The following is a 25,998-nucleotide window of genomic DNA, read 5'->3' as shown; positions in this document are numbered from 1 at the left end:
GATCAGGGCCTTGGCATGGCAGCGTCAGGACTCGACGGCGGGTTGAGCCTTACACGGACAGCGGCACCTGCGCAGAGGATCACGGCGAGTCCGCCAAACGCGGTGGTCCACGTCATCGATTCTCCCAAGAGGAGGCTTGCCCACGCGATGGTCATGACCGGTTGGACCAGTTGGATCTGGCTGACTTGCGCCATGGGGCCGATCGCCAGGCCGCGGTACCAGGCGAAGAATCCGAGGAACATACTCACAATGCCCAGGTAAGCGAAGGACAACCACTGAACCGGTGTAGCCGAGGGCGCACCCGAACCCAGCGAAAGCAATGTCAGCAGCAGCATCGCGGGGGAGGCAACCACCAGCGCCCACGAGATTGTCTGCCAGGGGCCGAGTTCCCGCGCCAGCAGACCTCCTTCCGCATAGCCTATGGCTGCCGCAATCACGGCGCCGAGGAGCAGGAGGTCAGCCCAATGAAGCTGACCGAAACCGCCGGACTGAACCAACGCGAAAACCAGAGCGGCGATAACACCTATAGCAGTCAGGACCCAGAACAGGAGCCGCGGACGTTCACGGCCCCGGATCACCGCTACCGTTGCCGTGGCCGCAGGCAGTAGCGCGATGACGATGGCTCCATGGCTTGCGGTGGTGGACGTCAGCGCGAACGTTGTCAGCAAGGGGAAACCCGCAACGATGCCACCGGCCACCACAGCCAGTCGAAGCCATTGGATGCCCTTCGGGAAACGTTGGCGGGTCAAGCCCAAGGCCAGTGCTGCAAGAGCGGCCGCAACCACGGCCCTGCCCGCTCCAATGAACAGGGGAGATAAGCCGTCAACGGCCACGCGGGTGAAGGGAACCGTGAACGAAAATGCGACAACGCCAAGAAGGCCCCACCAGACGCCTGTCGACGTCCGTCTGGATACCACTGGCCGCGAAAGTGTAGTAGCGCTACTATTGTGACTCATGGATAACGATAGCAGTTCCCGAATTGTCTCGCGACTAAAAGAATGGATCGCAGGGGCCGCGCCGGGAGCCAAGCTGCCATCCACCCGTCAACTCGTGGCCGAATACCAGGCAAGCCCGGTCACGGTGCAGAAGGCCCTGAGAACCCTCACTGCCCAGGGTCTGATAGAAAGCCGCCCCGGCGTTGGCACTTTCGTCCGGGCATACCGCACCGCCAGACCGTCCGATTACGGCTGGCAGACAGCTGCGCTCCGAGCCGCCCAAACGCCACGCCTCCTGAACTCTGGCGCCATGCGCAGCGCTTCGAACGACGTCATCGCATTCCACTCCGGCTATCCGGACCGCGAACTCCTGCCGGAGCGGCTCGTCCGGGCCGCGCTTACCAGGGCTGCCCGCGGCGACGCTGCGCTGTCGCGGCCACCGGCCCAGGGCCTTCCCGAACTGCAATCCTGGTTCGCCCATGAACTCAGCACCTCGACGCCGGTTGGCGTCACGCCGCCCCAGCCGAGCGACGTCGTCGTACTTCCCGGGAGCCAGAGCGGACTCAGCTCGATTTTTCGCGGCCTGGTGGGGCATGGACGGCCACTGCTGGTGGAGTCGCCCAGCTACTGGGGAGCACTGCTGGCCGCCGGCCAGGCCGGTGTTCGCGTCATTCCGGTGCCGTCCGGCCCTGACGGGCCGGATCCTGACGAGCTGGCGAGGGCTTTTGAGGAATCCGGGGCCCGGATGTTCTACGCCCAGCCCAACTTTGCCAACCCCACGGGTGCCCAATGGTCTCCCGAACGCGGCGAGGAGGTCCTCCGGATTGTCCGCCAGCACGGAGCGTTCCTTGTGGAGGACGACTGGGCCCATGATTTTGGCATCACCGCGCAGTCCGTGCCGCTCGCCGCAAAGGACGATTCCGGTCACGTGGTGTATATCCGCTCCCTGACCAAGAGTGTGTCACCGTCCATCCGCGTGGCAGCGATTATCGCCCGCGGTCCCGCGCGGGAACGGATCATGGGTGCGCAGGCTGCGGAGTCGATGTACGTCAGCGGCCTGCTCCAAGCCGCAGCGCTCGACGTCGTCACTCAGCCCGGCTGGCAGACGCACGTTCGCGGCCTCGGCCATCAGCTGCAGTCGCGCCGCGACTTGTTGGTCACCAGCCTCCGCGAGCACGTTCCGCAGGCACACCTCAGCCATCTGCCCAAAGGCGGCTTGAACCTGTGGCTGCGGATGCCGGACGGGTTCGACGTCGATCAGCTCACCAAGGATTGCGAAGCTGCCGGGGTTCTCATTGCCGCTGGAACGGAGTGGTTCCCGGCGGAACCTGAAGGCCCCTACATCAGGCTCAACTATGCGGGCCCCAATCCCGGCGGATTCCCCGAGGGCGCGCGGATTATTGGCGAGGCGGTCAGGGGTTTGCTGTCGGTTTAGGCGGGTGCCGCCGCTCGGGCGAGTGCCGCCGTCGAGCCCTTAACAGCCGTAGCCACCAATCCCAAGGAGAGCGCCTTGGTATTGGTGGCTACGGTGGGCGGCGGGTTGCCGCGAACTATCTGAATCGCTGCGCAGAAGTTGCAGGCACGTGATCCCTAGGCTGGGGTCAGGTCCTTGTCACGCCGGCCAAACACTTCATCATCAATGGGCTGGCCGTCGAACGGCATTTCGTCCAGGTTGATGAGCGGGTTGGTGTCCTGGGTGGCAACGAGTTCGCGGGCCTCGGCGGCAGTGTCCACGCTGGGCATGGAACCGGGCAGGGGACGCTGGGCGGATTCACGCAGGAAGTAGATCGCGATCGCACCCACGATGGACGTTCCCATCAGGTAGTAGGCCGGCATCATGTCATCGCCGGTGCCTTCAATGAGGCCCTGCACGATGAACGGAGTGGTTCCTCCGAAGATGGCCACTGAGAAGTTGTAGGCGATGCCCATTCCGCCATAGCGGCTGGACGTCGGGAACAGTGCCGGGAGTGCCGAGGCCAGGTTGGCAATGTAGAACGTCACGGGGAACGCGATCAGGGCAAGCCCTGCCAGCGTAGACCAGATATCGCCGATGCCGATCAGCATGAAGGCAGGAACGGAGAACGCGATGGTGCTGCCGGCGCCGATCCACAGCACGGGACGGCGCCCGATACGGTCGGACAACTTGCCCGTGAGCGGAATACACAGGGCCATGATTACCAGGACCGGGATGGTCAGCAGGGTGCCATGAACGGGGTCGTAGCCCTTTGAATCCGTAAGGTACGTAGGCATGTAGGAGGTCAACGCGTAGCCCACAGTGTTGGCTGCGGCGGCGAGGATCATGGCCAGCACGATCTGGCGCCAGTAGGCCTTGATGATTCCAACCGGGCCCTTGGCGACGTTGGCATCCTGTGCCGCGGCATCCTTGGCGATGGCTTCCTGGGCGTCCAGGGTGGCTTGGAACTGTGGGGATTCCTCGATCTTGCTACGGAAGTACACAGCGATGACTCCAAGCGGACCGGCGATCAGGAACGGAAGCCTCCAGCCCCATTCCTCCATGGCTGCCTGTCCGAGCGTGAGCTGCAGGACTGAAACCAGTGCGGCGCCGAGTGCGAAGCCGATGTAGCTGCCCATGTCCAGGAAGCTGGCGAAGAAGCCGCGGCGCTTGTCCGGGGCATATTCGCTGACGAATGTTGTAGCACCGGCGTACTCACCGCCGGTGGAGAAGCCCTGGACGAGCTTGAGGATCACCAGCAGCGCGGCGGCCCAGATGCCGATCTGCGCGTAGCCGGGCAAAAGTCCGACGGCGAACGTGCTTGCCGCCATCAGCATCAGAGTTGCTGCCAGCACCTTCTGGCGGCCCACCTTGTCGCCGAGCCAACCGAAGACGACGCCGCCAAGCGGGCGGGCGATAAAGGTTGCGGCGAAGGTGCCGAGAAGGAAGAGTGTCTGGACGGACTTGTCCGCTTCCGGGAGGAAGACGGGGCCCATGGTGGTGATGAGGTAGCCGAACACGCCGACGTCGTACCATTCCATGGTGTTGCCGACGATCGTGCCGCCGAGTGCTTTCTTCAGCATCGGCTGATCCACAACATTGACGTCGGATTCTTTCAACCGACGCTTGCTGCGGAGCTTCGTTTTCTTGGGGTTCTTTACAGTGTTGGCAGCGGCCGTTGTAGCGGCCGAGACCTGGTTTCCAGTGGCGTTCCTTGCGCCTGGCGGAGAGACGGTGTTGCTTTGGTCTATGGGCATTTGGGCTTCTCCTAGGGAGGTCATTTGCTTGCGACTTCTGGCTGCCCCGCTCCGGGCAGGTGTTCAATTTTACGCGGTTTGCCCCTCAAACCCCAGTTGAGATCGGATTTATGGGACGTTCGGGCGGGCAATTTGCCTAGTTGTCTTACATCTTTTTGCTCGGTCTTGCCCTGAGATGGCGCGGAATCGGCGCGGTTTTTGCCCTGCCGAGGACGTTGTTACCAAATTGTTTAGCTGAGTCCATGAAACGGGGCGTTTTTGGGGTCAAAAGCTGACTGATCCCGGGCCTCTTCTTGCCGTCCTGTCTGGACGATACCCAGCACGATGGTTGCGTCCAGATCGTCGTCTGTCACCACCCGTGCACGCAGTCCGGATTGGTCCATGATCCTGGCAGTTTCGGGGGCTTGGTCTTCCGAGGTTTCAATCAGGAGGCAACCGCCCGGCGACAACCACTCAGCTGCGTGCTCTGCAACCCGGCGCTGGACATCCAAACCATCAGTACCGCCGTCGAGCGCCACCATCGGTTCATGCAAGCGCGCCTCAGGCGGCATCATGCCGATGGAACCCGTAGGTACGTACGGCGCATTGGCGAGCACCACGTCCACGCGTCCCCGAAGTTCAAGGGGGAGGGCGTCGTATAGATCGCCCTCGAAAACGTGCCCGCCACGGGGCTCCACGTTCTTGCGCGCGCAGCTCACCGCGGCCGGATCAATGTCAGCGGCGTACAGCTCGCAGCTCCCCAGAAGATCGCTGAGTGCCGCACCGATCGCCCCCGAGCCACAGCAAAGATCGACGACGACGCCACCCGGCCGTGCGATTTTCGCCGCCTGGCGCACCAGGAACTCCGTGCGACGCCTTGGAACGAAGACGCCGGGTTCAACAGCCATGCGGCTCCCGCAGAAGTCCACCCAGCCGAGGATGTGTTCCAAGGGCATTCCCTTGACGCGCTGATCCACCATGTAGTCCAGATGGTCTGGACTCGTGGCGGCCTCATTGAGGAGTTGCGCTTCCTCCTCCGCGAAAACGCATCCGGCATCGCGGAGGGTCGTGGCGACGGACATTCTCCAGGTCACGGGTGCCATGCTAGCCGAGGGGTTCACAAAAGCGCCGATTCTTGGTTAGGGTATGACGCATGGGAACACTGATTTTTGAGTAGACCGGCCTCCGCCTTAGCGGCCCTCCGCCTTTAATGGCACAGCCGAGTTTCACCTGACAAAAATCCACGCCTGTTGAGGCCCTGCCTCCATGCCGTTCCCGTTGTCGACGCAATTTTTCTCAACCGCAACGCCATGGTTTTGGTGCTTCTTCAGGACTCACACATCTGAGGAGTCCACTTTTATGACTGCCAATCCTTCCGAAAACAACACCCCGGAGCCCGCTGCGTCGGGAAATCCAAAGTCCGCCTCCGGCGGCATCAAGTCCAAACTGACCGATGCCCAGAAAGCGATGCTCGCCAGCAAGTCCGGCGGCGGCGCTCCCGCTGGCTGGCAAAGCACGGGCAAGGGCCATAAGCCCACGTCCGCCAGCGGCAAGCAGGCCAAGACGGAGAAGAAAGTCCGCTGGTGATTCCTGGGCACAGGTAAGTCCTGCAGACAACCATCTTCGGCGCGCCTAGTATTGAAATTCCTTCGTTCCATAGGGAAAGGAAGAACCATGACTGCAAAGAATCCAGCCGAAAATATCGATCCCGAGGTTGCCAGCCACTTGGTGGAGGCCATGGACATGGCTCCCATGCCTGAACCGGCAACCATTGACGTATCTCTGGGTTTGGACCAGGAACAGCACTGGCCCGACGGTAGCGGCAAACGCCGGCACCCGAAGGAGCAGGACCAAGCGCACGGACGAATGGGCCAGGGCGCAGCCGTGACGGCGATCCACCGGACCAGCCGCCCGCAGATGCCGCACTCCTCCTAGTCGCTGCCACCCGAGCCGACCCACGTAGGCAGCCCAACTGACTAGCACTTGTGGTTGTTATGAGCGCTGAGAACAACCACTAATGCCAGTCAGTTGGGCTGGCTTACGTCTTCCGGGGACTTGTCCGGACGCCACCCACGCCACACGGGATGCCGTAGCCTGCCTGGGCCCGTCCATTCCCCGAAGGTCACTTCCGCCACCAGCTCCGGATCCACCCAGCGGGCACCTGCTGCGTCCTCGCGCGGGATATCGGAGAACGGAGAATCAGCAACCAAGCGGGGCTCCAGCTTCTCCATGACATCCCTCAGCTGCCACTCCTTGAACCCGGTGCCCACACGGCCCACGTAGTGCAGCTTTCCGCCCTCCGGAATGCCCAACAGTAACGAGCCAAAGGTCCCGTTCCGGGCCCCGGCGCCGGGACGCCAGCCGCCCACGACCACTTCCTGGCTCAGCTCCAGCTTGAGTTTGAGCCACGAGCGGCTACGCCGGCCGATCACGTAACGGCTATCTGCTTTCTTCGCCATTACTCCTTCCAAGCCGAGCTCACCTGCGCTTGCCATGAGGTCTTCGACGTCGTGGTCCAACACGGCCGAAAGGTGAAGCGGGCAGCCAGAGCGCAAGCGCCCGGCAAACGCAGAAAGACGCTCCCGCCGCTCACGGAAAGGCAGTCCGCTCAGATCCGTGCCGCCGTCGTACAGAAGGTCGAACAACATCAGCTGCACCGGGACTGAAGCCCGGGCCCGTTCGATGTCTGCGGACTTCACCAGGTTCATCCGCAATTGCAGGCGGCCAAAATCAGGCCGTGATCCCTTGCCAAGCGCCACGATTTCACCGTCGGCCACGAAATCGCCGTCGGGCCAGCAGGACCGGTCTGTTAGTTCGGGGTAGGTGGCGGTGAGATCGTTGCCGTTGCGGCTCATCAAACGGATCTTGCCTTCAGTGCCAGTGATGATGGCCCGGATTCCGTCCCATTTCAGTTCGTAGAGCCAGTCGCCGCCGCGAAGGTCGTCCACCGTACCGGAGGTGGCCAGCATCGGGGTGTAATTGGGCATTGGCTGCGGAGTGGCTGGCTTCGGTGCCGTAGCGGGCGCGGTCTTGGCGGAAGGGCCAGCACTGCCCTTGCGAAGCCGTCCACCCGGCTGCTCCTTCATCAAGTGGATCAGCCAACGGTCACCGGTATTGATCAGTGCCAAACGCTTTGTCCCGTGCAGCCCACCTCCTGGCTGGCCCGTTAGAGTTGCGATCACTTCCTTGCCGTCCCGCCATTTCTCGCACGTGTACTCGCCACGGTCCCAAATGGTCATGGTCCCTGCTCCGTACTCACCTTTGGGAATGACGCCAGCGAAGTCTGCGTACTCCATCGGATGGTCTTCCGTATGTACGGCAAGGTTGTTCCGGTCGGGTGTCTCCGGGACACCACGCGGCAAAGCCCAGGACGCAAGGACGCCGTTGTGCTCCAACCGCAGATCCAGGTGGTAGCGCCGGGCATGGTGCTCCTGGATGACGAAGATCCCGCCGGGCGGTGCGGGGTCGCCCGGCTTGGGCTGGTCTGAGGAGGATCCTCTGGGCGTCGCGGAGGCAAAAGCGGCCGACGACGCCGGGAACGGCTCCGGGGTCTTCTCCGGATCGCGCATCCCCACATATTTGGCGAGACGGTTCTCTGCAGTCACCACGCGCTCGCGGGTGCCTGAACCGCCGCCGTTTCTTGCGCCGTCGTCGTCATCCGTATACTCTCCGTGCGGCGGGAGGTGCCGTGAGGAGATAGGGGCGAAGTGGTCCTTGCCGGTCTTGACCCGCTTCATCACCGCTGTGTAATCAAGATGGTCCAGGGTGCTCGAGGAGAGTTCGCGCCACGTGCGGGGCGCTGCGACCGTCGGGTGGGCTTTCCCCCGGAGCGAGTAGGGCACGATCGTGGTCTTGTTGCCGCTGTTCTGGCTCCAGTCCACCAACACTTTGCCGTGGCGGAGGGACTTCTTCATGTCGCTGACCACCAGCTCGGGGTGGTCGGACTCCAAGGCACGTGCCAGTTCATGGGCGAAGGCTGAGACCTGCTCGGACTTCAGGGTCCCCTCCAGCCCGGTGTACAGGTGGATTCCTTTGCTGCCGCTGGTCACCGGCACCGGTTCCATGCCCATGTCCTGCAGGATGGAGCGGGCGAGCTTGGCCACTTCAACGCACTCAGGCAGGCCTGCGCCGGGACCGGGGTCAAGATCCAGGACGAAGCGGTCAGGCCGGAGCGGATTACCTTCAGCGTCAACCTGCCATTGGGGGACGTGGATCTCCAGCGACGCGATCTGTGCCATCCATGTGAGCGTGGCGAGGTTGTTGACCATGGGATAGACGTTGGTGTGGTCCGAGTGCTGGATGGCGGTGCGTGGGATCCACTTGGGCGCGGAGTCTTCAAGGTTCTTCTGGAAGAACACCTGTCCCGGGTGCTCGGCGGTGCCCACCCCGTTGACCCAGCGCTTGCGGGTGACGGGCCTGTTGGCGGCGGCAGGAATGAGGAAAGGCGCCACTGCGGCGTAGTACTCCAGGACCTCGGCCTTGGTGGTTCCGGTCTCGGGGTAGATGATCTTGCCCAGGTTGGTGAGGGTCAGCTCGTGGCCTTCCACGTTCACCCGCTCCTGTTGCTTGCCTGCCACCTCTTCTCCTCTGCTGTCTTGTGCTGTTGACTGGGTGCATGAGGGCCATATGGAAGGGATCTATCGCGTTCGGTCTGGTCAACGTACCAGTGAAGCTTTACAGCGCCACGGAGGACCACGATATTGGCCTTCACCAAGTCCACAATAAGGACGGTGGACGCATCCGGTACCAGCGGAAATGTGAAATTTGCAGCGAAGTTGTTGCTTACGAAGATATCGACAAGGCCTACGAAGAGGAAGGCCGCACAGTGGTTCTCACGGCGGCCGAATTGAAGTCCTTGCCGGAAGAGAACAGCCGCGAAATTGAGGTAGTGGAATTCATCCCTGCCGAGCAACTGGACCCGATCATGTACGAGCGCAGCTATTTCCTGGAGCCGGATTCCAAATCCCCCAAGGCCTATATGTTGCTGCGGCAGACACTTGAGGACACGGACAGGATTGCAATTGTCCAGTACGCGCTGAGGCAGAAGACGCGGCTCGGGGCCCTGCGCGTACGCGGCGACGTACTCCTTTTGCAGGCCCTTCTCTGGGGCGACGAAGTCCGCGAGGCCAAGTTCCCCTCGCTTGAGACCGACATCAAGATCTCCGATAAAGAACTCGAAATGTCCTCCGCCCTGGTGGACTCCATGGCCCACGATTTCGACCCCGAGGAATACACCGATGATTACCAGGTGCAGCTGCGGACGTTGATCGAGGCCAAGCTGGAAAAGGGCGAAGCGCTGGACACGGAAGCCACGTTCGGTGTCACGGAAGGCGAAGGGGAAGGCGGCGACGTCATCGACCTGATGGAGGCGCTGAAGCGGAGCCTGGACAAGAAACGCGGCAAGGAGAAAGCTGCCGACGACGACGCTGCCGCTAGCAAAACGACCAGCAAGCCAAAGGCGCGGGCCAAGAAAAAGGCGTGACCCGGCGTCGGGCCCTGTTTTATTCGTTAGTGGTTCCGAAGCCTTTAGTGGTTCCGCAACATTGAAATGATCTCGGACTTCTTCTTGCCGGAGTAGCCCTTGATTCCGAGTTCCTTGGCGCGGGACTTCAGTTTGTCCACAGTCCAATCGTCGTAGTCGCCGGACTTGCCTCCCTTGCGTCCTACTTCCTTGCGCCCCTGCTTGGCCGCAGCATTTGAAACACGGGCCGCTTTTTCCTTGGAAGCGCCTTCGTCGCGGAGTTCTTCATATAGCTTCGGGTCCTTCAGACTCGAATTCTTCTTTCCAGGCATGATGCGTTTCCTTTCGCGTATTGATGATGGGCCTTTGAGCTCAGGGTGCATTTCCGCTCTTGCCGTTTCCGTTTTGCAGGGCCCGCCGGTGCAGCCAGAGCGGCATCCCCACAACGAGTACCAGCAGGACCAGGATGATGAAGCTACCGGCAACCATCGCTGCTGTTCGGCCAGCGGTGACATCGAAGACCAGGGTGGCCGAACCCACAATCAGGATGGCTACGCCGGCCAATGCCCATTTGGTGATGGCATCGGCGCTGGAGACGAGAGTGGCTTTGAGGCCCCGGCGGAATAGGCGGCGATGCACGCTGACCGGAAGAAGGATCAAAGCAGTGGTCAGGGCCGCTGCCATGACATTGAAGAGGTAGAGGCCGCGTTGCCAGTCGTCCAGGTGCTCAAAGCGCGCCTGGAACGGCAGGGTCAGCAGGAAGCCGCCCAGGATCTGGACGCCGGTCTGGAGCACCCGCAGTTCCTGGATCAGCTCCATCCAGTTGCGGTCCATCCGTTCTTCAACGGATTCGTTCCTGCCGATCCTGGGAACCTGCTCCGGCTCTACCATTCGTACACCTCCTGATAGCTATTGGTGGACGCTGACACTACACCGGACTACGGTCGAACTGTCAGCATTCCTCGAACAATTTTCGAAGGCCTCAAAGGATTTCCAAGGAGGAAGAAATGAGTCAGGACGAACACCGCGTTGACCCGGAAGATGCCGCAGGAGGCTATGGCACGCCAACGCCTGAGCAGGAACTGCCAGGACAGGGATCGGAGCGTGAAACACCGGAACGGCCATCGCCGGGAACGCCTCCCGGACCGGGGGAACCACCTGAAGGCAGCCCAACTCCGGAAGACCCGGATACTTCTCCCGTTCCGGAATCACCGGACGAATTCCCCACTCCGCGGGATCCCGACGCGGCGCCCCCTCCCAATACGGGCGGCTAAAGAGCCCTTTCAGGAACAGGTATCCGGGAGCCGGTATCCGGGTCCTGGATGCGCCGGAGGACTGCCCCTGCTTGCAGTTCGTCTGCAGTGGGACAGTCCTCACCTTCCGCGGTATTCATCGGCAGACCGACCATAGTACTTGGCCGGTGCGGGTCATTGTCGCGGTGCGTGCCCTATACCGTGTGTCCCCTGCGGCCCGACATGAAGCTGAGCAGCCAGCCGATAGCTGCGATGACGAGGAGGACGACGCCTACCCACAGCAGCCAGTTCAGGGCCGACGAGAAGCCGCCCACCAGCAGAAGGACAATTGCAACTACACCAGCAATGATCAGAAGCGTGTTCATGGTCAGCACATTCCTTTCTGGGGGAATCCGCAAAGAATCTCGTGGATTCCTGACTATGCATTCCTATTTACTTCGATTTACTTCCATGGGTACTTGGGAGCGTTCCACCGCCTCCGAGTGCCCTTTATCGCTATCACTTCCGGTCCGTCCTGAGGGGCGAAGTTCGCCAGATGTGAACAGCAACACTTCTCATTGTACTACTAAGCAACCTTATGAAAGAGTTATTGAAGTCGCCACTTGATGATTGACCTACGTCGAAGGAATTCGACACCACGGTTTTTCGCTTGAACCGACAGTCCAAGGAGAGGAACACATGAAAGCGTCACAGCAGCTTGCAGACAACCTTCAAATCGTCCTGACAGACCTGATCGAGCTACAGCTCCAGGGTAAGCAGGCGCACTGGAACATCGTCGGTCCGAACTTCCGGGACCTTCACCTCCAGCTGGACGAACTGGTGGCCGCCACCCGCAAATTTGCGGATGACACCGCCGAGCGGATGAGGGCCCTTCACGCCCTTCCCGATGGCCGGAGCGGGACCATCTCGGCGGGTACGCGCCTTGAAGAATTCCCGGGCGGGCTGGTCAACACCAAGAACGCCGTCAAGCTGATTACGGACCGCGTGGAGCGCACCGTCCAGACCATGCGTGACGTCCATGACCAGGTGGACGAAGAAGACCCCACCACGGCGGACCTCCTGCACGAATTCATCGCCCGGCTGGAGCAGCTCGTCTGGATGATCAACGCCGAAATCATGAGCGCGGGAGCCGCTGTCACCGATCCCGACGAAGCTTAATCGGGCCACCGGACTCGATCACTGAAAATGCCAAGGCTTCGGCGAAGTGACCTTTCCAAGCCCGGCATTGAACGCCGCAGGGCCGGTAAAGGGTTCAGTTACAGGTATCCCGACGGGAGCCTGATAAGCCAAGAGGATCGCCAGCGCATTAATGCGCTGGCGATCCCGCCTGCGTGGACCGAGGTGTGGATCAGTCCCGATAGCAATGGGCACATCCAGGCGACGGGCGTGGACGCTGCTGGTCGGAGCCAATACATCTACCATCCTCGGTGGCGTGAACGTAAAGACACCGAGAAGTTCCAGCGGGCCGCGGAATTGGGCTCGGTGCTCCCTGCCGTTCGCAGGACTGTCACGCTGCACTTGAAAGACACCTCGTCTCCCCGGCAGCAGACCTTGGCCGCGGCCGTGCGTCTCATGGATCTCGGCGCTCTCCGCGTGGGCTCTGAAAGCTACATGCGTCAGAACGGCTCCTATGGACTCACTACGCTCAGGTGCCGACACGCCCGAATCAAGGACAACGCCGTCGGCCTGAAGTTCCCTGGCAAGAGCGGGCAATGGTGGGACATCTCCATCCAGGATCCCGCGCTGGCAGCGTTCCTGGAGCCGCTGGCGCGCCGGCCCGGCAAAGAGCGGTTGCTGGCCTACCGATCCGATGGTTCATGGACTTCGGTGGATGCTGCCATGATCAACGAGTACCTGCGCGGAATTGCCGGAGCAGCCTACACCTCCAAGGATTTCCGTACCTGGAAGGGGACATCGGCGGCAGCCCTGTCCTTGTTGAAGTCCGAAGGCACCATGACGCGGCCCCAGGCTTTGGTGAAGGCCATGAAGGACGCTGCCCACCTGCTGGGCAACACCCCCACCGTGGCGCGTACCTCCTATGTGGACCCCAGAATCGTGGAGGCCTATTTGTCCGGGGAATTGCAGGACGCGAATCCGACCGAGGCCTCGATTGCCGCTTTCCTTATTGGGAAGCAGAGCTAGCGCATTCCGGTCCAAGGCACAGAGGGTCTAGGACACAGAAAAGGCCTAAGGCCACCCAAATCCGGGTGACCTCAGGCCTTTTCCGTGTCGCTGAGCGGTTTCGCAGCGTTACTCGGCGTCGTGGTCCGTTTCGAGGATCTTCACCAGGCTGTCCAGGGCTGCTTCTGCGCCTTCGCCTTCGGCGCGCAGCACTACGACGTCGCCGTGGGAGGCGCCCAGGCTCATGAGGGACAGGATGCTTGCTGCGTCCATGGCGTCATCGGCCGGCTCGCCTTCACGGGCGATCGTGACCTCGAGGTCGAGGTCTCCTGCGGCTTCAGCGAAGATGGCTGCCGGGCGGGCGTGGAGGCCGACGCGGCTTGCGATGGTGGCGGTACGTTCAGGCATTGGTGCTCCTTTGATGTGGATGGTTGTGGGGAAGTCTAGAGGCCGAGCTCGTTCAGGACGGGAAGCTGGGCCCGGACCGCGCTGCGTGCCGCGGCTGCATTGGGGGCCGCCAGAGCGGTTGCTGCGAGCTGCTGCGCCTGGGCAACAGTCACTGTGGCAAGTACGGTCGCGACGGCGGCAAGCGCCCGGGCACTCATTGACAGCGTCGCAACGCCAAGTCCAACGAGTACGACGGCGAGGGCCGGATCCGCTGCTGCTTCACCGCAGACGCCAACCGGCTTGGCGGTGCCGCTTTCGCCGCTTACTTGCGCGGCGCCGTCGGCCGTTAGTTTGACCAGCTGCAGGACCGCGGGCTGCCACGGATCGTTCAGGGTGGCGAGCGGCCCAAGCTGACGGTCCGCTGCCATGGCGTACTGGGTGAGGTCGTTGGTGCCCAGAGACGCGAAACTGACTTCGCGCAAAACTGTGGCTGCAGTCAGTGCTGCCGACGGCACTTCCACCATGACACCAGGGGTCTTGAGCCCGGCGGCGGCGCAAAGTGTGGCGAACCGCGCGGCCTCGTCCGCCGTCGAGATCATGGGTGCCATGACCCAGACCTCGGCGTTGTTGGCTGCTTCGGCGGCGGCGATGGCCTCGAGCTGCCGTTCGAGGACGCCGGGGGACGTGAGGTCCGTGCGGTATCCGCGGACACCGAGCGCAGGGTTCGGTTCGTCGGCATTGGTGAGGAACGGCAGCGGCTTGTCCGCGCCCGCGTCCAGGGTTCGGACCACAACTTTCTTACCCGGGAAGGCTGCGAAGACCGCGCCGTAGGTGGCGATCTGTTCCTCCACAGTGGGTTCGTCGTCGCGGTCCAGGAAGCAGAATTCCGTCCGCAGAAGTCCAACGCCTTCGGCACCGGCGTCGGCTGCCTTGACCGCATCCGCACCAGTACCAACGTTTGCCAACAACGGCACCCGGAAACCGTCCGCCATGGTGTTGTTGCCGCTGAAGGCGGCCAGTGTGGAAGCCTGGGTGGCCCACGCCTTGGCAGCCAAGCGCAGGTCTTCGCCGGGCTCAGAAGTGATCGTGCCTGCGGCGCCGTCAACATAAACCTCGGTGCCGTCCGCAATCTCGTCCACGCCCAGGGCAGCGACTACGGCGGGCAAGCCGAGAGCACGGGCAAGGATGGCTGTGTGGGACTGCGGTCCGCCGCTGGAGGTAATCAGCGCGACTACCTTGGATGGGTCCAGCGTGGCAGTGTCAGCAGGCGCCAGGTCCTCGGCCGCAAGGATGAAGGGGACATCGGAAGCCGGGATTCCCGGTGCCGGCAGGCCCCGGAGCTCAGACACGATGCGTGCCCGGACATCGAGGACGTCCGCCACGCGCTCGGCCATGTACCCGCCCAAGCCCTTGAGGGTCTCAGCCACCGTTCCGCCAGCTTCCCAGATTGCGCGTTCAGCAGTCCGTGCACCACCTGGAGCCTCGGGAGACAACAGCTTGATGGCCGATTTCACCAGCATGGGGTCGGCGGCCATCAAAGCCGTTGCTTCCAGGACTTCCTTGCCTTCTCCGTTGGCCGTAGCCGCACGGGCCCTCAGTTCCGCCTGAACCGCCTTGGCAGCGTCTTTGATGCGCTGCCCCTGCGATTCAACCGTGACGTCGGCAGGAATATTGACGTTCGCGTGCGGTTCCTGGACCGGCTTGGGCATTTGCTTTACCGGTGCCAGGACGCGCCCGGGAGCTACGCCTACGCCTGAGAAGGTCTGCATGTATCTGGTCCTCTGATTGCTTGGGTGCTGTTGGGCTGACGGGGTATCGGGCGGCGCTTAGACGCCTGCCGGGACGGGAACTGCCTCGGCCTCAACCGGCTTGCGGACAGCCCAGCGCTTGAGGGCAATCACAAGGAGGGCGGTGATGACCACACCGACGGCGATCGACAGGAAGAACAACAGGAAGTTGTCGATTGCGAAGAACACGAAGATGCCACCGTGCGGAGCCTTGGACGTGACCGCAAATGCCATGGACAGGGCACCGGTTACGGCGCCACCCACCATGCTGGCAGGGATGACGCGGAGCGGGTCTGCAGCTGCGAACGGGATAGCGCCCTCGGAGATGAAGGATGCGCCCAGAAGCCAGGCGGCCTTTCCGTTTTCACGCTCAGCCAAGGAGAACAGCTTCTTGTCCAGCACAGTAGCCAGGGCCATGGCGAGCGGCGGAACCATACCCGCTGCCATCACTGCGGCCATGATCTGCCAGGGTGCCTGGTTTGCCACCGTTGCCGTGCCGAGGCCGGCAACAGCGAAGGAGTAGGCAACCTTGTTGACAGGGCCACCGAGGTCGAAGCACATCATGAGGCCAAGGATGACACCGAGGAGGATGGCGCCAGCGCCGGTCAGGCCCGAAAGGCCAGTGTTGAGTGCCTTGGTCAGTGCCACGATCGGCGCGCCGAGGATCAGGAACATGAGGCCGGAGGCCACCAGGGAGGCGAGCAGCGGGATGATGACCACAGGCATCAGGCCACGCAGCCAGCGGGGAACATCGAGCTTGCCGATCTGGAAGGCGATGTAGCCGGCCAGCAGACCACCAACAATGGCCCCAAGGAAGCCTGCGCCCATGAACCCGGATACAGCGCCGGCAACAAAGCCGGGGGCAATGCCGGGACGGTCAGCGATGGCGTAAGCGATGTAGCCGGCCAGCGCGGGAACCAGGAATCCGAGGGACAGTGCGCCGATCTTGAAGAGCACAGCACCGATGTAGGCGCCCAGCGGACCCCATGCGTTGTTCGGGAATTCGGTGGGCAGGTTGAAGATGCTGTTTTCAACAAGCATCTTGTCAGCGAAGCCCGTGATGTCGTAGCCGCCAAGCAGGAAGCCGATGGCAATCAATAGGCCGCCACCCGCTACGAACGGGATCATGTATGAAACACCCGTGAGGAGTGCGCGCTTCAGCTTCTGGCCGATGTGCTCGCCCTTTTCCTCAGCAGCACGCTCTGCCTGCTCTTCTGCACCGAAGTGCGGGACGCGGCGGGCGTGCGGGTCGTCCGCAGCAGCCAACGCTTCCTGGACCATCTTGGTGGGCTCATCGATGCCGCGCTTGACCGGAGCATTGATGACCGGTTTCCCGGCGAAGCGCTCCTTGCCACGGACGTCCACGTCGACCGCGAAAATCACTGCGTCAGCAGCGGCAATGATGGCCGGATCCAGCGGCTTGGCACCGGAAGAACCCTGGGTCTCAACCTGGAGGTCCACGCCCATTTCCTGGGCTGCGGCAACGAGCGAGTCAGCCGCCATGTACGTGTGCGCGATGCCGGTTGGGCAGGCGGTCACGGCGACGATGCGCTTGGGTGCGGCAGCCGCCGTCGTGGTTGATCCGGCAGTGGCCGCAGCAGCAGCGGGTGCCGCAGCAGGTTCAGTGGCCGGAGCGGCCGGCTTGTCCGCCAAGGCCCCATCCACGAGGTCCACGATGTCCTGCTCGGTGGCTGCTGCGCGCAGCGCTGCCGTGAAGTCCTTCTTGATGAGGGAGCGGGCCAGCTTGGAGAGCAGCTTCAGGTGCTCCTGGTCAGCGCCGTCCGGGGCGGCAATGAAGAAGATGAGGTCAGCCGGGCCGTCCTTGGCGCCGAAGTCCACCTTGTGGGACAGGCGGGCCATGGCAAGGGCGGGCTCGGTGACTGCGGCCGAGCGGCAGTGCGGAATCGCTATGCCGCCGGGGACGCCGGTAGCGGTCTTCTGCTCGCGGGCGAAGGCATCCGTGAAGAGCCCTTCAACCTCGGAAGCACGGCCAGCGGCGGCGACTTTGCCGGCCAGGACGCGGATGACGTCGGCAGGGGAGTCGCCCAGGTTCTGGTCGAGGATGACCAATTGGGGTGTGATCAGCTGGGTCACTGTTAGTCCTTCTGGAGGGCCGTGATGGTTACGGCGTTGGGGGTTGTCTGGTGGACTGCAGGGACAGTGGAGCCCGGCAGCGAAGCAGCAGCGGCACCATGTGCCACGGCCTGACGAAGGCAGTCCTGAGCGGAACCGCCTTGGGTAGCAGCCAGCAAGTAGCCGGCCAGTGCAGAATCCCCGGCGCCCACCGTGCTGACGGCCTGGATGGGGGGATGCGTGGCAAGCCACGCCCCATCAGCCGTCACCAGGATTGCGCCCTTGGATCCGAGTGTTGCCAGAACGGCGCCCACACCGCTTTCGACGACGGCGGCAGCAGCTTGGGCGGCTTTTGCCGGGTCTGCTTCCAGTTCGTCAGCGGTTGAGACGATGGTGAAACCGGCAGCGGCAGCGAGCTCTGCGAGCTCTTCCGCGTTGGGCTTGAGGAGATCGGGTTTACCTGCGGCATCGCCTTTCAAAGCGGCCGCAAGCGGAGCCCCGGAAGAGTCGATGGCGATGCCGGGGATGGCCGTTCCATCTGTGTTCGACCGGAGCCGACGAGCGATTGTGGCGTAGAAATCCGCGGGCACTCCTGGTGGGAGCGAGCCTGCGAGAACCACCCAGCTGGCGCCACGGGAGCGCTCCAGCAGCAGCCCGATCAGGGCTTCCTGCTGTTCGTCGCTCAGCTCCGGGCCGGGTTCGTTGATCTTGGTGGTGACGCCATCCGGTTCGGTGAGGGTGACGTTGCTGCGTAGCGCCTGACCGATGGGCAGTGCCGCGAACGGCACACCGGCGTCGTGCAGTCCGGAAAGTACCGGATCCGAGTCAGCGCCCGGAAGCACAGCGAGTGTTTCGAGGCCGGAAGCCACCAGTGCGCGGGAAACGTTGACGCCTTTTCCGCCCGACTCCTGGTGGACGGCGACAGCACGCTGTACCTCGCCGCGGGCGAGCGGTGCCGGAAGTTCGACCGTGCGGTCCAGGCTTGGATTGGCGGTCAGTGTGACGATCATGCGATCACCACGTCGACGCCGGCTTCGGCCAGGGCTGCGCTGAGTTCAGCGGAGGGTTCACTGTCTGTAATCAAAGTGTCAACATCCTTCAGGGTGGCGAACTGGACCAATGTCTCGGCGTCCAGCTTGGAAGAATCGGCCAATGCCACAACGCGGCGGGCTGACTTGACGAAGGCGGCTTTTACCGCGGCTTCTTCAGGATCGGGCGTGCTCAGCCCGAAGACGGAGTGGATGCCGTTTGCGCCGACGAAGGCGATGTCCGGACGAAGCTTGTAGGCGGCCTCCACCGTGGACTGTCCGACGGCGGCTTGGGTCAGCCCGCGGACCCGGCCACCCAGGATTTGGAGGGCAATGCCGGCTGTGGAGGAGAGCTTGCCCGCGATGGGAATGGCGTGGGTGATGACCACGAGCTCTTCGTTGCCGTTGGCTGCGGGTGTCCGCTGGGCGAGCAGGTCTGCGAGGGTCTCGGTTGTGGAGCCGGCGTCCAGCAGGATGCTGCCCGTGGTGAGTTCCGGAATCAGGGCGAGTGCGGCAGCTGCGATGCGGTGTTTCTCGGACTGGCGCTGGATGGCGCGCTCCAGGATGCTTTCCTCGCGGGTGCTCAAGCGGTCCGAAGGGACGGCCCCACCGTGAACGCGGCGCAGGCTCCCCGAAACTTCGAGAGCTGCGAGATCACGGCGGATTGTCTCAGTGGTGATGCTGAAACGGTCGGCGAGGTCAGTGACGCTCACCCGTCCGCGCTCGGCGACGAGTGCGGAGATCAGTTGTTGGCGCTCTTCAGCGAACACTTACCCTCCATTGCGGTAAAGCCATTTGTCAGTGCAGCCACATCAGGTGACTGCTGTCACAACGATGTGGAATTGCTTGACTCTATCTTTGTTTGTGTTGGTAAGTCAATAGAAACCAACATAAACAAAGATTGCATTGGTGGGCTGTTCAGTCTTGGCAATGCGGTTGGGCGGTTCCGCTGTTGCGTGGCTTCCGGGCACGCCAAAGGGCATGCCGCACTCCCTGTAGTGCGACATGCCCTTCCATCGGATCCCGACTGGGGGATTTGGCGGGATCCGGTCTATGGGGTTGGAAACCCTCTAAAGAGGGGGTTGTCCAGGTGGTTGTCCGGGCGGTTGTCCAGTACCTGGCCGTGCCGGTGGTGACGGCACTGTGGGTCCCGGCGTCGGGTCCGGTACTGGCGGAGGCCCTGGCTCCGGCAGGGGAACCGGCTCGGGTGTGGGCCCGGGCTCTCTGGTGGGATCGGGATGCGACGGGTCCGGTGGGAAGTCACTCAAGGTCAAGCGCCCCGTAAGTGGGTGGCGCGCCGATGAAGCTCGCGCGTGACACTTGGGAAGTACCTGCTGGTGTCCCACCCCGAGGCGAGGTAGTCGATGGGAAGATTGTCCGGATCCGGTGGATCCGGAAGCTTGTGCTTTCCAACCGCCCTGTGATCAGTCCCGGTAACTGGAGACTCGTCCTTCTTTGAATCGGTCTGCATGTTTTCCCTTCCTGTTCCTCTACCTCTGTTAAAACTGGTTTCGTTGCTCATGGCGCCTGATGACCGCATCTAGTCCGGGATTTCCATGTGGAAGCCGCAAGGGCAGCCGAGGATGCGGGTGTTAATGATGACCTCGTACATGCGTAGTTGGCCCCCAGGTTTCAGGACAAGCGGGGCCTGGATCCGCCGTAGCTCGCAACTACTGGTCCTCATGGGTTCCCCACAATGCAAGTACTGGCCCCCGAACTGCAGTATTCCCTGGGAAACCCCGGGGCGGTTCAGGACGACGGCCACCCTTTGTACCGTGGCGGTCTGGTCGTATGAGTAGTTGCAGGCGCGGCATTCGTAGGCCACATCTACAGTGTTTGGGGCGGGAGGGTGGTGGGACTGGATCGAATCCACCACCAAATGCTGGTCAGTATTGCAGTGTGTACACCACAGGGGTTCGTCTGGCTGGTGGGCTTCGTCGGGAACTCTGGATGCGGGCTGGGCCGACATGGGATTTACCTCTGCATTGTTAATGCGGGGTGCCCGTCTGCATGAGCTGTAAAACCTGTCCGGCAAAGCGGACTCTAGCTAGATTGTGCACATAGGTGCACGGGAGATGCAAGGATTCTGGAGCTTGTTCTTCCAGGAGTGACGAGTTGGCTCCGGACGATCGTAAACTGAATCATGGACGAAATGAACGTTGATTTTGCGGTGCCGGACGATGTCCCAGCGCCGCCGGATACTGTCCCATCGCTTGACGATGTTTCGGTGCCTGAACAACTTCAGGACTTGGTGATCGACAGCGATGATGTAGCGGGATTCCTGCATGATCTTGCCGTCTTCTCCGCGGCCTCCGTTTCCGAAGCCGTAGGCCTGGACGTCCTGTGCGGCATCACTTTGAGCAGGCGACGCCGCACCGCCACCGTGGCCGGAAATACCCATGAAGCGAGGCTGATCGATGAAGTTCAGCAAGCTTACGGTGATGGCCCGTGCCTGGAGGCCATGCGCAGTCACACCACAGTGCATGTGCCCGATACTTCCACCGAGGAGAGGTGGTCCGAGTACTGCACTGTTATCGCCGAGCGTGGGCACCTTTCAGCCCTTTGTGTCCCGCTGGAGTTGGATGAGGGGGCAACGGCAGCCCTGAACTTCTTTGCCCCGAAGGCCAATGTCTACGACGACGAGACAATCCGGAATTGTGAGTTGTACGCCAGCCAGGCCGAGCGTTCCCTGAGGCTGGCCGTGAGGATTGGCATCAAGCAGCAGCATGCTGATGACCTTCAGGCAGCAATGCAGTCCAGGACAGTGATTGACTTGGCCTGCGGCATCATCATGGGCCAAAACCGCTGTAGCCAGGATGAGGCGTTCAGGATCCTCACCAAGGCTTCCAATGGTCGCAACCAAAAACTCAGGGACGTGGCTGAGCAGCTCATCAAGGCTGTGGCGGACGAAGCTCCCGTCGCCCACTTTGAGCCCTAGATCCGCGGCATCTGGAGGCCCCGTCGAGGACCCGTCGGACCTTGCACACTTGTGACGCCCGCCACTAATGAACTACATTCATAGGTGGGTTAAGCAGATAGCCCTTGGAGCCTCATGACATGAAGCCATCCAAGATGGTACAAGAACTGCACCTTAAGCTGTGGCCACAATCGGCCGGCTCGCCGCGTGCATCCATGCAGGCCTCCTCGAGGAGCAATCAGCTTCTCCCGACGCGATTCAATATGTTGTCGGACCCCACCTCGCGGTGGATACGTGCATAAAGGAGAATGGCAATGACGCTTGGATCCCCTATTCCCGCCCCTAAACCCATGGTTGGGGCGAAACCCGCAACTTTTGACACCGCCACACGGCCCTGGTGCACAGTTTGCGATACTGATTCGTACATTTTCGTTGAGACCCGTTGTAGAAGCAGAACCGAACCAGTCCGAAATCGTTGAAGTCAGCTACACCTGCAGTGAGTGCGATACGTTTTACGCCCACCCCGTGCCCTTGGCCGAACTCGTACCGGAGATCCAAACCGAATTCCTGTCTACGTCCGCAGCCGGCCTATGGTTCAGCTGCACGCATTGCGGCGAGCCCATGACGTTGGGACGCCCCTCAGAGAGCATCATCGAGCCACCCCGGAGCACTGACGATCCGGGCGGCCCGAGCCTGTTCGAGGTCTACCTGCAAACGCAGGTGCTCCATTGCCGCTGCGGTTTCCAGATGGAGGTTCCGCGCCACGTGGGCTAACCGCGGCCTCTAATTTCATTACTGCGGGGAGGGGTGGCTATGCGCACGTTTGGCGTCGAGGAAGAGTTGCTGATCGCAGATCCCGTTGACGGGATGCCGCTTCCGCTTGCTGCCGGCATTTTGGACGTAGCTGCCCAACCCCACATGAACACGGCAAACTATCCGGAAGCCGGGGACTCCCTCAAGTCCGAGTTCAAACAGGAACAGATTGAGGTGAATTCCCGGCCTTGCCGGACCGCAGCGGAGCTTCGCGACGAGATCCGCCTTGGACGGGCGTTGGCCGACTCGGCTGCGCGGACCCTGGGAGCCAGGGTGGCGGCCTTGGCCACACCCCCGGAATTCCACGCGACGCCCACCCTGGGCAATCAACGCTATGCAACCATGGGAACCGAGTTCGGCCTTATTTCGCGCGAGCAGCTCACCTGTGGATTCCACGTCCACGTGGCCATCGAATCGCCGGATGAAGGCGTGGGCGTCCTGGACAGGATGCGCCAATGGCTCCCCGTGCTCCTTGCTTTGAGTGCCAATTCTCCGTTTTGGATGGGCTCGGACACAGGCTTTGCCAGTTACCGGACCCAAATTTGGAACAGATGGCCCACGGCCGGACCTATGGATGTCTTCGGCTCGGCAGAAGGCTACCGTGCGGTGCTCGCGAACCTCCTGGGCACAGGCGTCCCCTTGGACGAGGGCATGATCTACTTCGATGCACGCCTTTCAAGAGGCCACCCCACCGTTGAACTCCGCATCGCCGACGTCTGCTTGTACGCCGAAGACGCCCTCACGATCGCGGTGATTGCCCGGGCTTTGGTGGAGACTGCGGCGACACAATGGCGGAAGGGGGAGCCGCCGTCGGACGCTTTGACCAGCCTGTTGCGCATGGCCAACTGGCGGTCCAGCCGCTTTGGCATCAACGATCAACTGATTCACCCGTTGGACCACCGTCCCTATCCTGCCGCCGATGTGGCCGGGGCCTTGTTACGGCACGTCCGCGTGGCGCTGACTAAGTCCGGGGACCTGGCACTCGCACGGTCCGGCGTGGCGAAGATCCTGCGCCGCGGCACGGGTGAACGCCTCCAGCGACAGGCCTATAACCGGCGGCTTCGGCTCTCCGATGTCGTTTCTGCCGCCATCGCATCGACGCATGAGTACGGCGAACGGTCGAGCGCTGGGCTGGTGAGCCACTAACTCAGGACTGACGTACTGCGGAAAGCACGACCGTACTGCGGAAAGCACGACGGCGACAGGTTCCGTAAGCGCGCGGCTGGCCTGCCGTCGTCGTACTTATGCTTGGGCCTTAGCCCTGATTGATGCGGATCATGTTGCCGGACGGATCGCGGAAGGCGCAGTCGCGGGGACCCCAAGGTTGCACAATCGGCTCCTGGAGAACTTCGGCGCCGGAGGCCCGCAGCTTTTCAAACGTGGCGTCGAGATCGTCCGTGTTGAACACGAGCATGGGCATGACGCCCTTGGTGAGCAGCTCCTGGATGGCGTCGCCATCAGCCTGCGAGCGGCCGGCGTGTGGAGGGGACAGAACGAGTTCGAGGTCGGGCTGGGCATCGCTGCCGAGGGTAACCCAGCGCTGGCCGTCCGAGCCGACGTCGTTCCGGACTTCCAGGCCGAGGGCATCGCGGTAGAAGGCGAGCGACTCATCGACATCGTTGACAGTGACGTGTGCGTACTTCAATGAAATGTTCATGTCTCACACGCTATTGCAGCTGTGAGGCGGGCGCTTCTTCAATCCTGCTCAGGTTCTTATTGCCGTTTCTTTCAGGGCGCGTTTGCTGCTTCGCGATGCAAGTGGGCATCGCCTTCACCGCGTGGTGCTCGCGTGAGCGGTATTCGCTGGGCGTCACGCCGACGATCTCCGTGAAACGTGAACTGAAGGAACCCAGGGACGTACAGCCCACCTCCATGCAAGCATCAGTAACGCTGGTTCCGCTCCGCAGTAAGGCCATGGCCCGTTCGATGCGTCGGGTCATGAGGTAGTTGTAGGGCGATTCACCGTACGCGGCCTTGAACTGGCGGGAGAAATGCGCGGGGGACATGAGGGCGCCGGCTGCCATGGTGGGCACATCCAAAGGCCGCGCGTACTCGCGATCGATAAAATCGCGGGCGCGCCGCAGATGGGCCAGGTTGGCCAGTTCCTGCGGAGTCATGGGGCCAGTCTACTAGGCTCGTCCCATGGATTCAGTGGTCTGGTCGAAGCCCGAAAACCAGCGCGGGGGCACCCCGTTGCTGGTGATGATGCACGGCTACGGCACCAGCGAGCAGCGCATGGTGGACCTGTTTCCGTCTCTTCCCGCGGAATTCACCTGCGCGGCCCTTCGCGGCCCGAAGGAAATCGGTGACCACTACGGTTGGTTCCTCCTGGACTACTTCCTGACGAACGACTTCGCCGATGTCATCACGTCCACCAACTCCGTTTTCAACTGGATCAACACCGTGAAAGAGAACCACAGCAGCGTCAGCCTGCTCGGCTACTCGCAGGGAATGGCCATGGCCAGCACGCTCCTGCGGCTGCGGCCCCACGCTTTCAAGGCAACGGTTGGTTTGTCCGGTTTCGTTCTTGACAACGACCTCCTGGCGCTGAGCGAATCCTTTGATTCGCCTCCGGCGTTCTTTTGGGGACGTGACAAGGCAGACCCGGTGATCAACGAAGACGCCATCGCGCACACCGAAGAGTGGCTGGAATCCCACGTAGCCCTGACGGCGCGCACCTACCCGGGGATGGGGCACAGGATCGAGCCGCCGGAGCTTGTGGATGTCAGCGCGTTCCTTCGGTATTACGTCTTGAACGGGAACTGACGGTCCTGAACGGGCGCTGAGTCGCTGGAACAGGCTCCGGATTAGACGGCATCAGCCCCTGAGAATCAACCTTTCCGTGAGATTCGCGTCACAAATTCGCATTCGGCCACACACTATTGAATGACAAAATTGTAAGCGCTTACACTTTTGGCTTGCGGCCGTCCCAATGTGGGAGTTTCCCCGGGGGCGCAGTGCCGTTCTCCCAACGTGTAATCGAGTATGGAAAGGGTTGAGGCCGTGTTGCATGGTTAGGACTCACAGGGTGACAATCCAGGACGTTGCAGTCCTCTCCGGGTTGTCCATTTGTACGGTGTCCAGGGCCCTGAGGAATCTCCCCAACGTTTCCGAAAAGGCCCAACGGCAAGTGGCGGAAGCCGCAAACAAGCTGGGCTACAAAGCCTCGGCAGCGGCATCAAGACTGGCCGGTGGCAGCACGGGTTCCGTGGCCATCATCGCCCCCACCGCCACAGCCTGGTTCTTCGCGCAGGCGGTGGAAGCGGCAGAAGAGGTCTTCGGCGACAGCGGCTACGACACCGTCCTGATCAGCCTTCGCAACAAGACCAGCGTCCGGAAGCAAGTCTTCGGCGATCTTGAACGATTGGCGCAAAGGGTGGACGGGCTGCTGCTGCTCAATGTTGACCTCGACCCGGAGGAAGTGGAAGCCTTGGAAGCTTCCGGGCTGCCAGTCGCCAGCGTGGGCATGCGGAATGTTCCGTGGGACAATGTTGGTATCGATGACGAGCACGCAGCTTGGCAGGCCACCCAACACCTGCTGGGGCTGGGCCATTGGGACTTGGCCGTCCTCTCGAGCAATGAACACTCCGTTGCGACTGAGACCCCACGGTTCCACGGCTTCAGGCGTGCACTGGATGAACACCACCTCACCGTCCACCCGGACCTTGTGGTGGCTGCTGGGCCAAGCATCGACGACGGCCGCCGGGCAATGACCGAACTCATCACCCGCGGCGCACGGCCCACTGCCGTGTTCGCCCATTGTGATGAAGCAGCGTTCGGCGCGCTGATGGCCTTGCGGGAGCACGGTCTGTCCGTGCCCAAAAACGTTTCCGTGATCGGAATCGATGACCACCCCATGAGCTGGTTCCTTGGACTGAGCACTGTGGCGCAACCCGTTGCCGACCAAGGTGCCTTCGCGGCGAACCTGCTGTGCGAACGACTTTTGAATACAGATCCCCCCAACCCACCCTCCAATCACCTGCTCGATACCAAGCTCATCGAACGCAAAACCACGCGCCACAAGCGCTGAACGG

The 25,998-nt window shown here is 62.2% G+C and carries 28 protein-coding genes; 12 read left to right on the top strand and 16 right to left on the bottom strand.

Going from position 1 to position 25,998, the window contains the following annotated elements:
* Positions 1-2: 2 nt before the first annotated feature.
* Positions 3-956, bottom strand: coding sequence for a DMT family transporter (locus ACTAQJ_RS15600; protein WP_498697437.1), 954 nt, complete (start codon positions 954-956; stop codon positions 3-5).
* Here ACTAQJ_RS15600 and ACTAQJ_RS15595 point away from each other — a divergent pair.
* Entirely contained in the window at positions 955-2,370 is a 1,416-nt protein-coding gene (locus ACTAQJ_RS15595) for an aminotransferase-like domain-containing protein (RefSeq protein ID WP_498697436.1), read from the top strand. The genes ACTAQJ_RS15600 and ACTAQJ_RS15595 overlap by 2 nt on opposite strands.
* A 155-nt stretch (positions 2,371-2,525) precedes the next feature.
* Here the strand turns inward: ACTAQJ_RS15595 and ACTAQJ_RS15590 are convergent, their stop codons facing one another.
* Complete coding sequence (locus ACTAQJ_RS15590) at positions 2,526-4,145, bottom strand: MFS transporter (protein WP_498697435.1); 1,620 nt, start codon at positions 4,143-4,145, stop codon at positions 2,526-2,528.
* Positions 4,146-4,375: 230 nt separating this feature from the next.
* Positions 4,376-5,227 (bottom strand): putative protein N(5)-glutamine methyltransferase, encoded by an 852-nt coding sequence (locus tag ACTAQJ_RS15585; RefSeq protein ID WP_498702206.1) that lies wholly within the window; start codon positions 5,225-5,227, stop codon positions 4,376-4,378.
* A gap of 256 nt (positions 5,228-5,483) precedes the next feature.
* Here ACTAQJ_RS15585 and ACTAQJ_RS15580 point away from each other — a divergent pair, with 256 nt between their 5' ends.
* Both ACTAQJ_RS15580 and ACTAQJ_RS15575 read left to right on the top strand, forming a co-directional pair.
* Entirely contained in the window at positions 5,484-5,711 is a 228-nt protein-coding gene (locus ACTAQJ_RS15580) for a hypothetical protein (protein WP_498697433.1), read from the top strand.
* A gap of 87 nt (positions 5,712-5,798) precedes the next feature.
* The gene (locus tag ACTAQJ_RS15575) at positions 5,799-6,059 is read left to right on the top strand and encodes a hypothetical protein (protein WP_498697432.1); all 261 of its coding nucleotides are present in this window, start codon (positions 5,799-5,801) and stop codon (positions 6,057-6,059) included.
* 89 nt (positions 6,060-6,148) lie between these two features.
* On the opposite strand, the gene ACTAQJ_RS15570 is transcribed toward ACTAQJ_RS15575, so the two are convergent.
* On the bottom strand, positions 6,149-8,701 hold the full coding sequence (locus ACTAQJ_RS15570; RefSeq protein WP_498697429.1) for an ATP-dependent DNA ligase: 2,553 nt from the start codon (positions 8,699-8,701) through the stop codon (positions 6,149-6,151).
* Positions 8,702-8,739: 38 nt separating this feature from the next.
* Between ACTAQJ_RS15570 and ku the strand changes: the two genes are divergently transcribed.
* Positions 8,740-9,606 carry a non-homologous end joining protein Ku gene (gene ku / locus ACTAQJ_RS15565; RefSeq protein WP_498697427.1) on the top strand — a complete coding sequence of 289 codons (867 nt, stop codon included), beginning with the start codon at positions 8,740-8,742 and terminating at the stop codon, positions 9,604-9,606.
* 44 nt (positions 9,607-9,650) lie between these two features.
* Here the strand turns inward: ku and ACTAQJ_RS15560 are convergent, their stop codons facing one another.
* Both ACTAQJ_RS15560 and ACTAQJ_RS15555 read right to left on the bottom strand, forming a co-directional pair.
* Complete coding sequence (locus ACTAQJ_RS15560; RefSeq protein ID WP_224094779.1) at positions 9,651-9,917, bottom strand: DUF7218 family protein; 267 nt, start codon at positions 9,915-9,917, stop codon at positions 9,651-9,653.
* A 40-nt stretch (positions 9,918-9,957) separates the two neighbouring features.
* Complete coding sequence (locus tag ACTAQJ_RS15555) at positions 9,958-10,476, bottom strand: DUF6328 family protein (RefSeq protein ID WP_498697425.1); 519 nt, start codon at positions 10,474-10,476, stop codon at positions 9,958-9,960.
* A 116-nt stretch (positions 10,477-10,592) separates the two neighbouring features.
* Here ACTAQJ_RS15555 and ACTAQJ_RS15550 point away from each other — a divergent pair, with 116 nt between their 5' ends.
* Positions 10,593-10,859 (top strand): hypothetical protein, encoded by a 267-nt coding sequence (locus tag ACTAQJ_RS15550; protein WP_498697422.1) that lies wholly within the window; start codon positions 10,593-10,595, stop codon positions 10,857-10,859.
* A gap of 173 nt (positions 10,860-11,032) precedes the next feature.
* Here the strand turns inward: ACTAQJ_RS15550 and ACTAQJ_RS15545 are convergent, their stop codons facing one another.
* Positions 11,033-11,203: a hypothetical protein gene (locus tag ACTAQJ_RS15545; protein WP_223935420.1), complete on the bottom strand. Its 171-nt coding sequence runs from the start codon at positions 11,201-11,203 to the stop codon at positions 11,033-11,035.
* A 313-nt stretch (positions 11,204-11,516) separates the two neighbouring features.
* Here ACTAQJ_RS15545 and ACTAQJ_RS15540 point away from each other — a divergent pair, with 313 nt between their 5' ends.
* Together ACTAQJ_RS15540 and ACTAQJ_RS15535 are read left to right on the top strand one after the other, a co-directional pair.
* Positions 11,517-11,996 (top strand): Dps family protein, encoded by a 480-nt coding sequence (locus ACTAQJ_RS15540; protein WP_431117560.1) that lies wholly within the window; start codon positions 11,517-11,519, stop codon positions 11,994-11,996.
* 27 nt (positions 11,997-12,023) lie between these two features.
* Positions 12,024-12,980, top strand: coding sequence for a DNA topoisomerase IB (locus ACTAQJ_RS15535; protein ID WP_498697421.1), 957 nt, complete (start codon positions 12,024-12,026; stop codon positions 12,978-12,980).
* A 108-nt stretch (positions 12,981-13,088) separates the two neighbouring features.
* On the opposite strand, the gene ACTAQJ_RS15530 is transcribed toward ACTAQJ_RS15535, so the two are convergent.
* The 7 genes from ACTAQJ_RS15530 to ACTAQJ_RS15500 form a co-directional block, all read right to left on the bottom strand.
* Positions 13,089-13,367: an HPr family phosphocarrier protein gene (locus ACTAQJ_RS15530; protein WP_223935423.1), complete on the bottom strand. Its 279-nt coding sequence runs from the start codon at positions 13,365-13,367 to the stop codon at positions 13,089-13,091.
* Between the two features lie 35 nt (positions 13,368-13,402).
* Positions 13,403-15,115 (bottom strand): phosphoenolpyruvate--protein phosphotransferase, encoded by a 1,713-nt coding sequence (ptsP, locus tag ACTAQJ_RS15525; RefSeq protein WP_498697419.1) that lies wholly within the window; start codon positions 15,113-15,115, stop codon positions 13,403-13,405.
* 57 nt (positions 15,116-15,172) lie between these two features.
* The gene (locus ACTAQJ_RS15520) at positions 15,173-17,227 is read right to left on the bottom strand and encodes a PTS fructose transporter subunit IIABC (RefSeq protein ID WP_498697417.1); all 2,055 of its coding nucleotides are present in this window, start codon (positions 17,225-17,227) and stop codon (positions 15,173-15,175) included.
* Between the two features lie 2 nt (positions 17,228-17,229).
* Positions 17,230-18,216, bottom strand: a complete 987-nt coding sequence (locus tag ACTAQJ_RS15515) for a 1-phosphofructokinase family hexose kinase (RefSeq protein WP_442016340.1) — start codon at positions 18,214-18,216, stop codon at positions 17,230-17,232.
* On the bottom strand, positions 18,213-19,004 hold the full coding sequence (locus tag ACTAQJ_RS15510; RefSeq protein ID WP_498697414.1) for a DeoR/GlpR family DNA-binding transcription regulator: 792 nt from the start codon (positions 19,002-19,004) through the stop codon (positions 18,213-18,215). Before ACTAQJ_RS15510 ends, ACTAQJ_RS15515 begins: the two co-directional genes overlap by 4 nt.
* Before the next feature lie 500 nt (positions 19,005-19,504).
* On the bottom strand, positions 19,505-19,705 hold the full coding sequence (locus ACTAQJ_RS15505) for a hypothetical protein (protein ID WP_498697413.1): 201 nt from the start codon (positions 19,703-19,705) through the stop codon (positions 19,505-19,507).
* 69 nt (positions 19,706-19,774) lie between these two features.
* Positions 19,775-20,203, bottom strand: coding sequence for a hypothetical protein (locus tag ACTAQJ_RS15500; protein ID WP_498697411.1), 429 nt, complete (start codon positions 20,201-20,203; stop codon positions 19,775-19,777).
* A 174-nt stretch (positions 20,204-20,377) separates the two neighbouring features.
* Between ACTAQJ_RS15500 and ACTAQJ_RS15495 the strand changes: the two genes are divergently transcribed.
* The 3 genes from ACTAQJ_RS15495 (at position 20,378) to ACTAQJ_RS15485 (ending at position 23,110) form a co-directional block, all read left to right on the top strand.
* Complete coding sequence (locus ACTAQJ_RS15495) at positions 20,378-21,172, top strand: GAF and ANTAR domain-containing protein (protein WP_498697410.1); 795 nt, start codon at positions 20,378-20,380, stop codon at positions 21,170-21,172.
* 411 nt (positions 21,173-21,583) lie between these two features.
* Positions 21,584-21,925: a hypothetical protein gene (locus tag ACTAQJ_RS15490; RefSeq protein ID WP_498697408.1), complete on the top strand. Its 342-nt coding sequence runs from the start codon at positions 21,584-21,586 to the stop codon at positions 21,923-21,925.
* 39 nt (positions 21,926-21,964) lie between these two features.
* Positions 21,965-23,110, top strand: coding sequence for a glutamate--cysteine ligase 2 (locus ACTAQJ_RS15485; protein WP_498697406.1), 1,146 nt, complete (start codon positions 21,965-21,967; stop codon positions 23,108-23,110).
* Positions 23,111-23,219: 109 nt separating this feature from the next.
* Here the strand turns inward: ACTAQJ_RS15485 and ACTAQJ_RS15480 are convergent, their stop codons facing one another.
* Positions 23,220-23,621, bottom strand: a complete 402-nt coding sequence (locus ACTAQJ_RS15480) for a VOC family protein (RefSeq protein ID WP_216922497.1) — start codon at positions 23,619-23,621, stop codon at positions 23,220-23,222.
* A gap of 10 nt (positions 23,622-23,631) precedes the next feature.
* Positions 23,632-24,081 (bottom strand): helix-turn-helix transcriptional regulator, encoded by a 450-nt coding sequence (locus tag ACTAQJ_RS15475; protein WP_498697404.1) that lies wholly within the window; start codon positions 24,079-24,081, stop codon positions 23,632-23,634.
* A 25-nt stretch (positions 24,082-24,106) separates the two neighbouring features.
* On the opposite strand from ACTAQJ_RS15475, the gene ACTAQJ_RS15470 reads away from it, so the two are divergent.
* Both ACTAQJ_RS15470 and ACTAQJ_RS15465 read left to right on the top strand, forming a co-directional pair.
* Positions 24,107-24,730, top strand: a complete 624-nt coding sequence (locus tag ACTAQJ_RS15470) for an alpha/beta hydrolase (RefSeq protein WP_498697401.1) — start codon at positions 24,107-24,109, stop codon at positions 24,728-24,730.
* A 262-nt stretch (positions 24,731-24,992) separates the two neighbouring features.
* Positions 24,993-25,994 (top strand): LacI family DNA-binding transcriptional regulator, encoded by a 1,002-nt coding sequence (locus ACTAQJ_RS15465; RefSeq protein ID WP_477515798.1) that lies wholly within the window; start codon positions 24,993-24,995, stop codon positions 25,992-25,994.
* The last annotated feature ends 4 nt before the right edge of the window (positions 25,995-25,998 follow it).

This window comes from Arthrobacter sp. alpha11c (assembly GCF_054149985.1).
This window is presented reverse-complemented; position numbering and strand designations above follow the sequence as displayed.

Excerpts from the sequence above, each read along its gene's own strand:
- ACTAQJ_RS15470 (WP_498697401.1), top strand. The coding sequence starts at position 24,107 with ATGGATTCAGTGGTCTGGTCGAAGCCCGAAAACCAGCGCGGGGGCACC.
- ACTAQJ_RS15495 (WP_498697410.1), top strand. The coding sequence starts at position 20,378 with ATGGACGAAATGAACGTTGATTTTGCGGTGCCGGACGATGTCCCAGCG.
- ACTAQJ_RS15555 (WP_498697425.1), bottom strand. The coding sequence starts at position 10,476 with ATGGTAGAGCCGGAGCAGGTTCCCAGGATCGGCAGGAACGAATCCGTT.
- ACTAQJ_RS15485 (WP_498697406.1), top strand. The coding sequence starts at position 21,965 with ATGCGCACGTTTGGCGTCGAGGAAGAGTTGCTGATCGCAGATCCCGTT.
- ACTAQJ_RS15530 (WP_223935423.1), bottom strand. The coding sequence starts at position 13,367 with ATGCCTGAACGTACCGCCACCATCGCAAGCCGCGTCGGCCTCCACGCC.
- ACTAQJ_RS15535 (WP_498697421.1), top strand. The coding sequence starts at position 12,024 with ATGCCAAGGCTTCGGCGAAGTGACCTTTCCAAGCCCGGCATTGAACGC.
- ACTAQJ_RS15590 (WP_498697435.1), bottom strand. The coding sequence starts at position 4,145 with ATGCCCATAGACCAAAGCAACACCGTCTCTCCGCCAGGCGCAAGGAAC.
- ACTAQJ_RS15540 (WP_431117560.1), top strand. The coding sequence starts at position 11,517 with ATGAAAGCGTCACAGCAGCTTGCAGACAACCTTCAAATCGTCCTGACA.
- ACTAQJ_RS15515 (WP_442016340.1), bottom strand. The coding sequence starts at position 18,216 with ATGATCGTCACACTGACCGCCAATCCAAGCCTGGACCGCACGGTCGAA.
- ACTAQJ_RS15595 (WP_498697436.1), top strand. The coding sequence starts at position 955 with ATGGATAACGATAGCAGTTCCCGAATTGTCTCGCGACTAAAAGAATGG.
- ACTAQJ_RS15585 (WP_498702206.1), bottom strand. The coding sequence starts at position 5,227 with ATGGCACCCGTGACCTGGAGAATGTCCGTCGCCACGACCCTCCGCGAT.
- ACTAQJ_RS15550 (WP_498697422.1), top strand. The coding sequence starts at position 10,593 with ATGAGTCAGGACGAACACCGCGTTGACCCGGAAGATGCCGCAGGAGGC.
- ACTAQJ_RS15575 (WP_498697432.1), top strand. The coding sequence starts at position 5,799 with ATGACTGCAAAGAATCCAGCCGAAAATATCGATCCCGAGGTTGCCAGC.
- ACTAQJ_RS15580 (WP_498697433.1), top strand. The coding sequence starts at position 5,484 with ATGACTGCCAATCCTTCCGAAAACAACACCCCGGAGCCCGCTGCGTCG.
- ACTAQJ_RS15480 (WP_216922497.1), bottom strand. The coding sequence starts at position 23,621 with ATGAACATTTCATTGAAGTACGCACACGTCACTGTCAACGATGTCGAT.
- ACTAQJ_RS15500 (WP_498697411.1), bottom strand. The coding sequence starts at position 20,203 with ATGTCGGCCCAGCCCGCATCCAGAGTTCCCGACGAAGCCCACCAGCCA.
- ptsP (WP_498697419.1), bottom strand. The coding sequence starts at position 15,115 with ATGCAGACCTTCTCAGGCGTAGGCGTAGCTCCCGGGCGCGTCCTGGCA.
- ku (WP_498697427.1), top strand. The coding sequence starts at position 8,740 with ATGAGGGCCATATGGAAGGGATCTATCGCGTTCGGTCTGGTCAACGTA.
- ACTAQJ_RS15560 (WP_224094779.1), bottom strand. The coding sequence starts at position 9,917 with ATGCCTGGAAAGAAGAATTCGAGTCTGAAGGACCCGAAGCTATATGAA.
- ACTAQJ_RS15545 (WP_223935420.1), bottom strand. The coding sequence starts at position 11,203 with ATGAACACGCTTCTGATCATTGCTGGTGTAGTTGCAATTGTCCTTCTG.
- ACTAQJ_RS15505 (WP_498697413.1), bottom strand. The coding sequence starts at position 19,705 with ATGCAGACCGATTCAAAGAAGGACGAGTCTCCAGTTACCGGGACTGAT.
- ACTAQJ_RS15475 (WP_498697404.1), bottom strand. The coding sequence starts at position 24,081 with ATGACTCCGCAGGAACTGGCCAACCTGGCCCATCTGCGGCGCGCCCGC.
- ACTAQJ_RS15600 (WP_498697437.1), bottom strand. The coding sequence starts at position 956 with ATGAGTCACAATAGTAGCGCTACTACACTTTCGCGGCCAGTGGTATCC.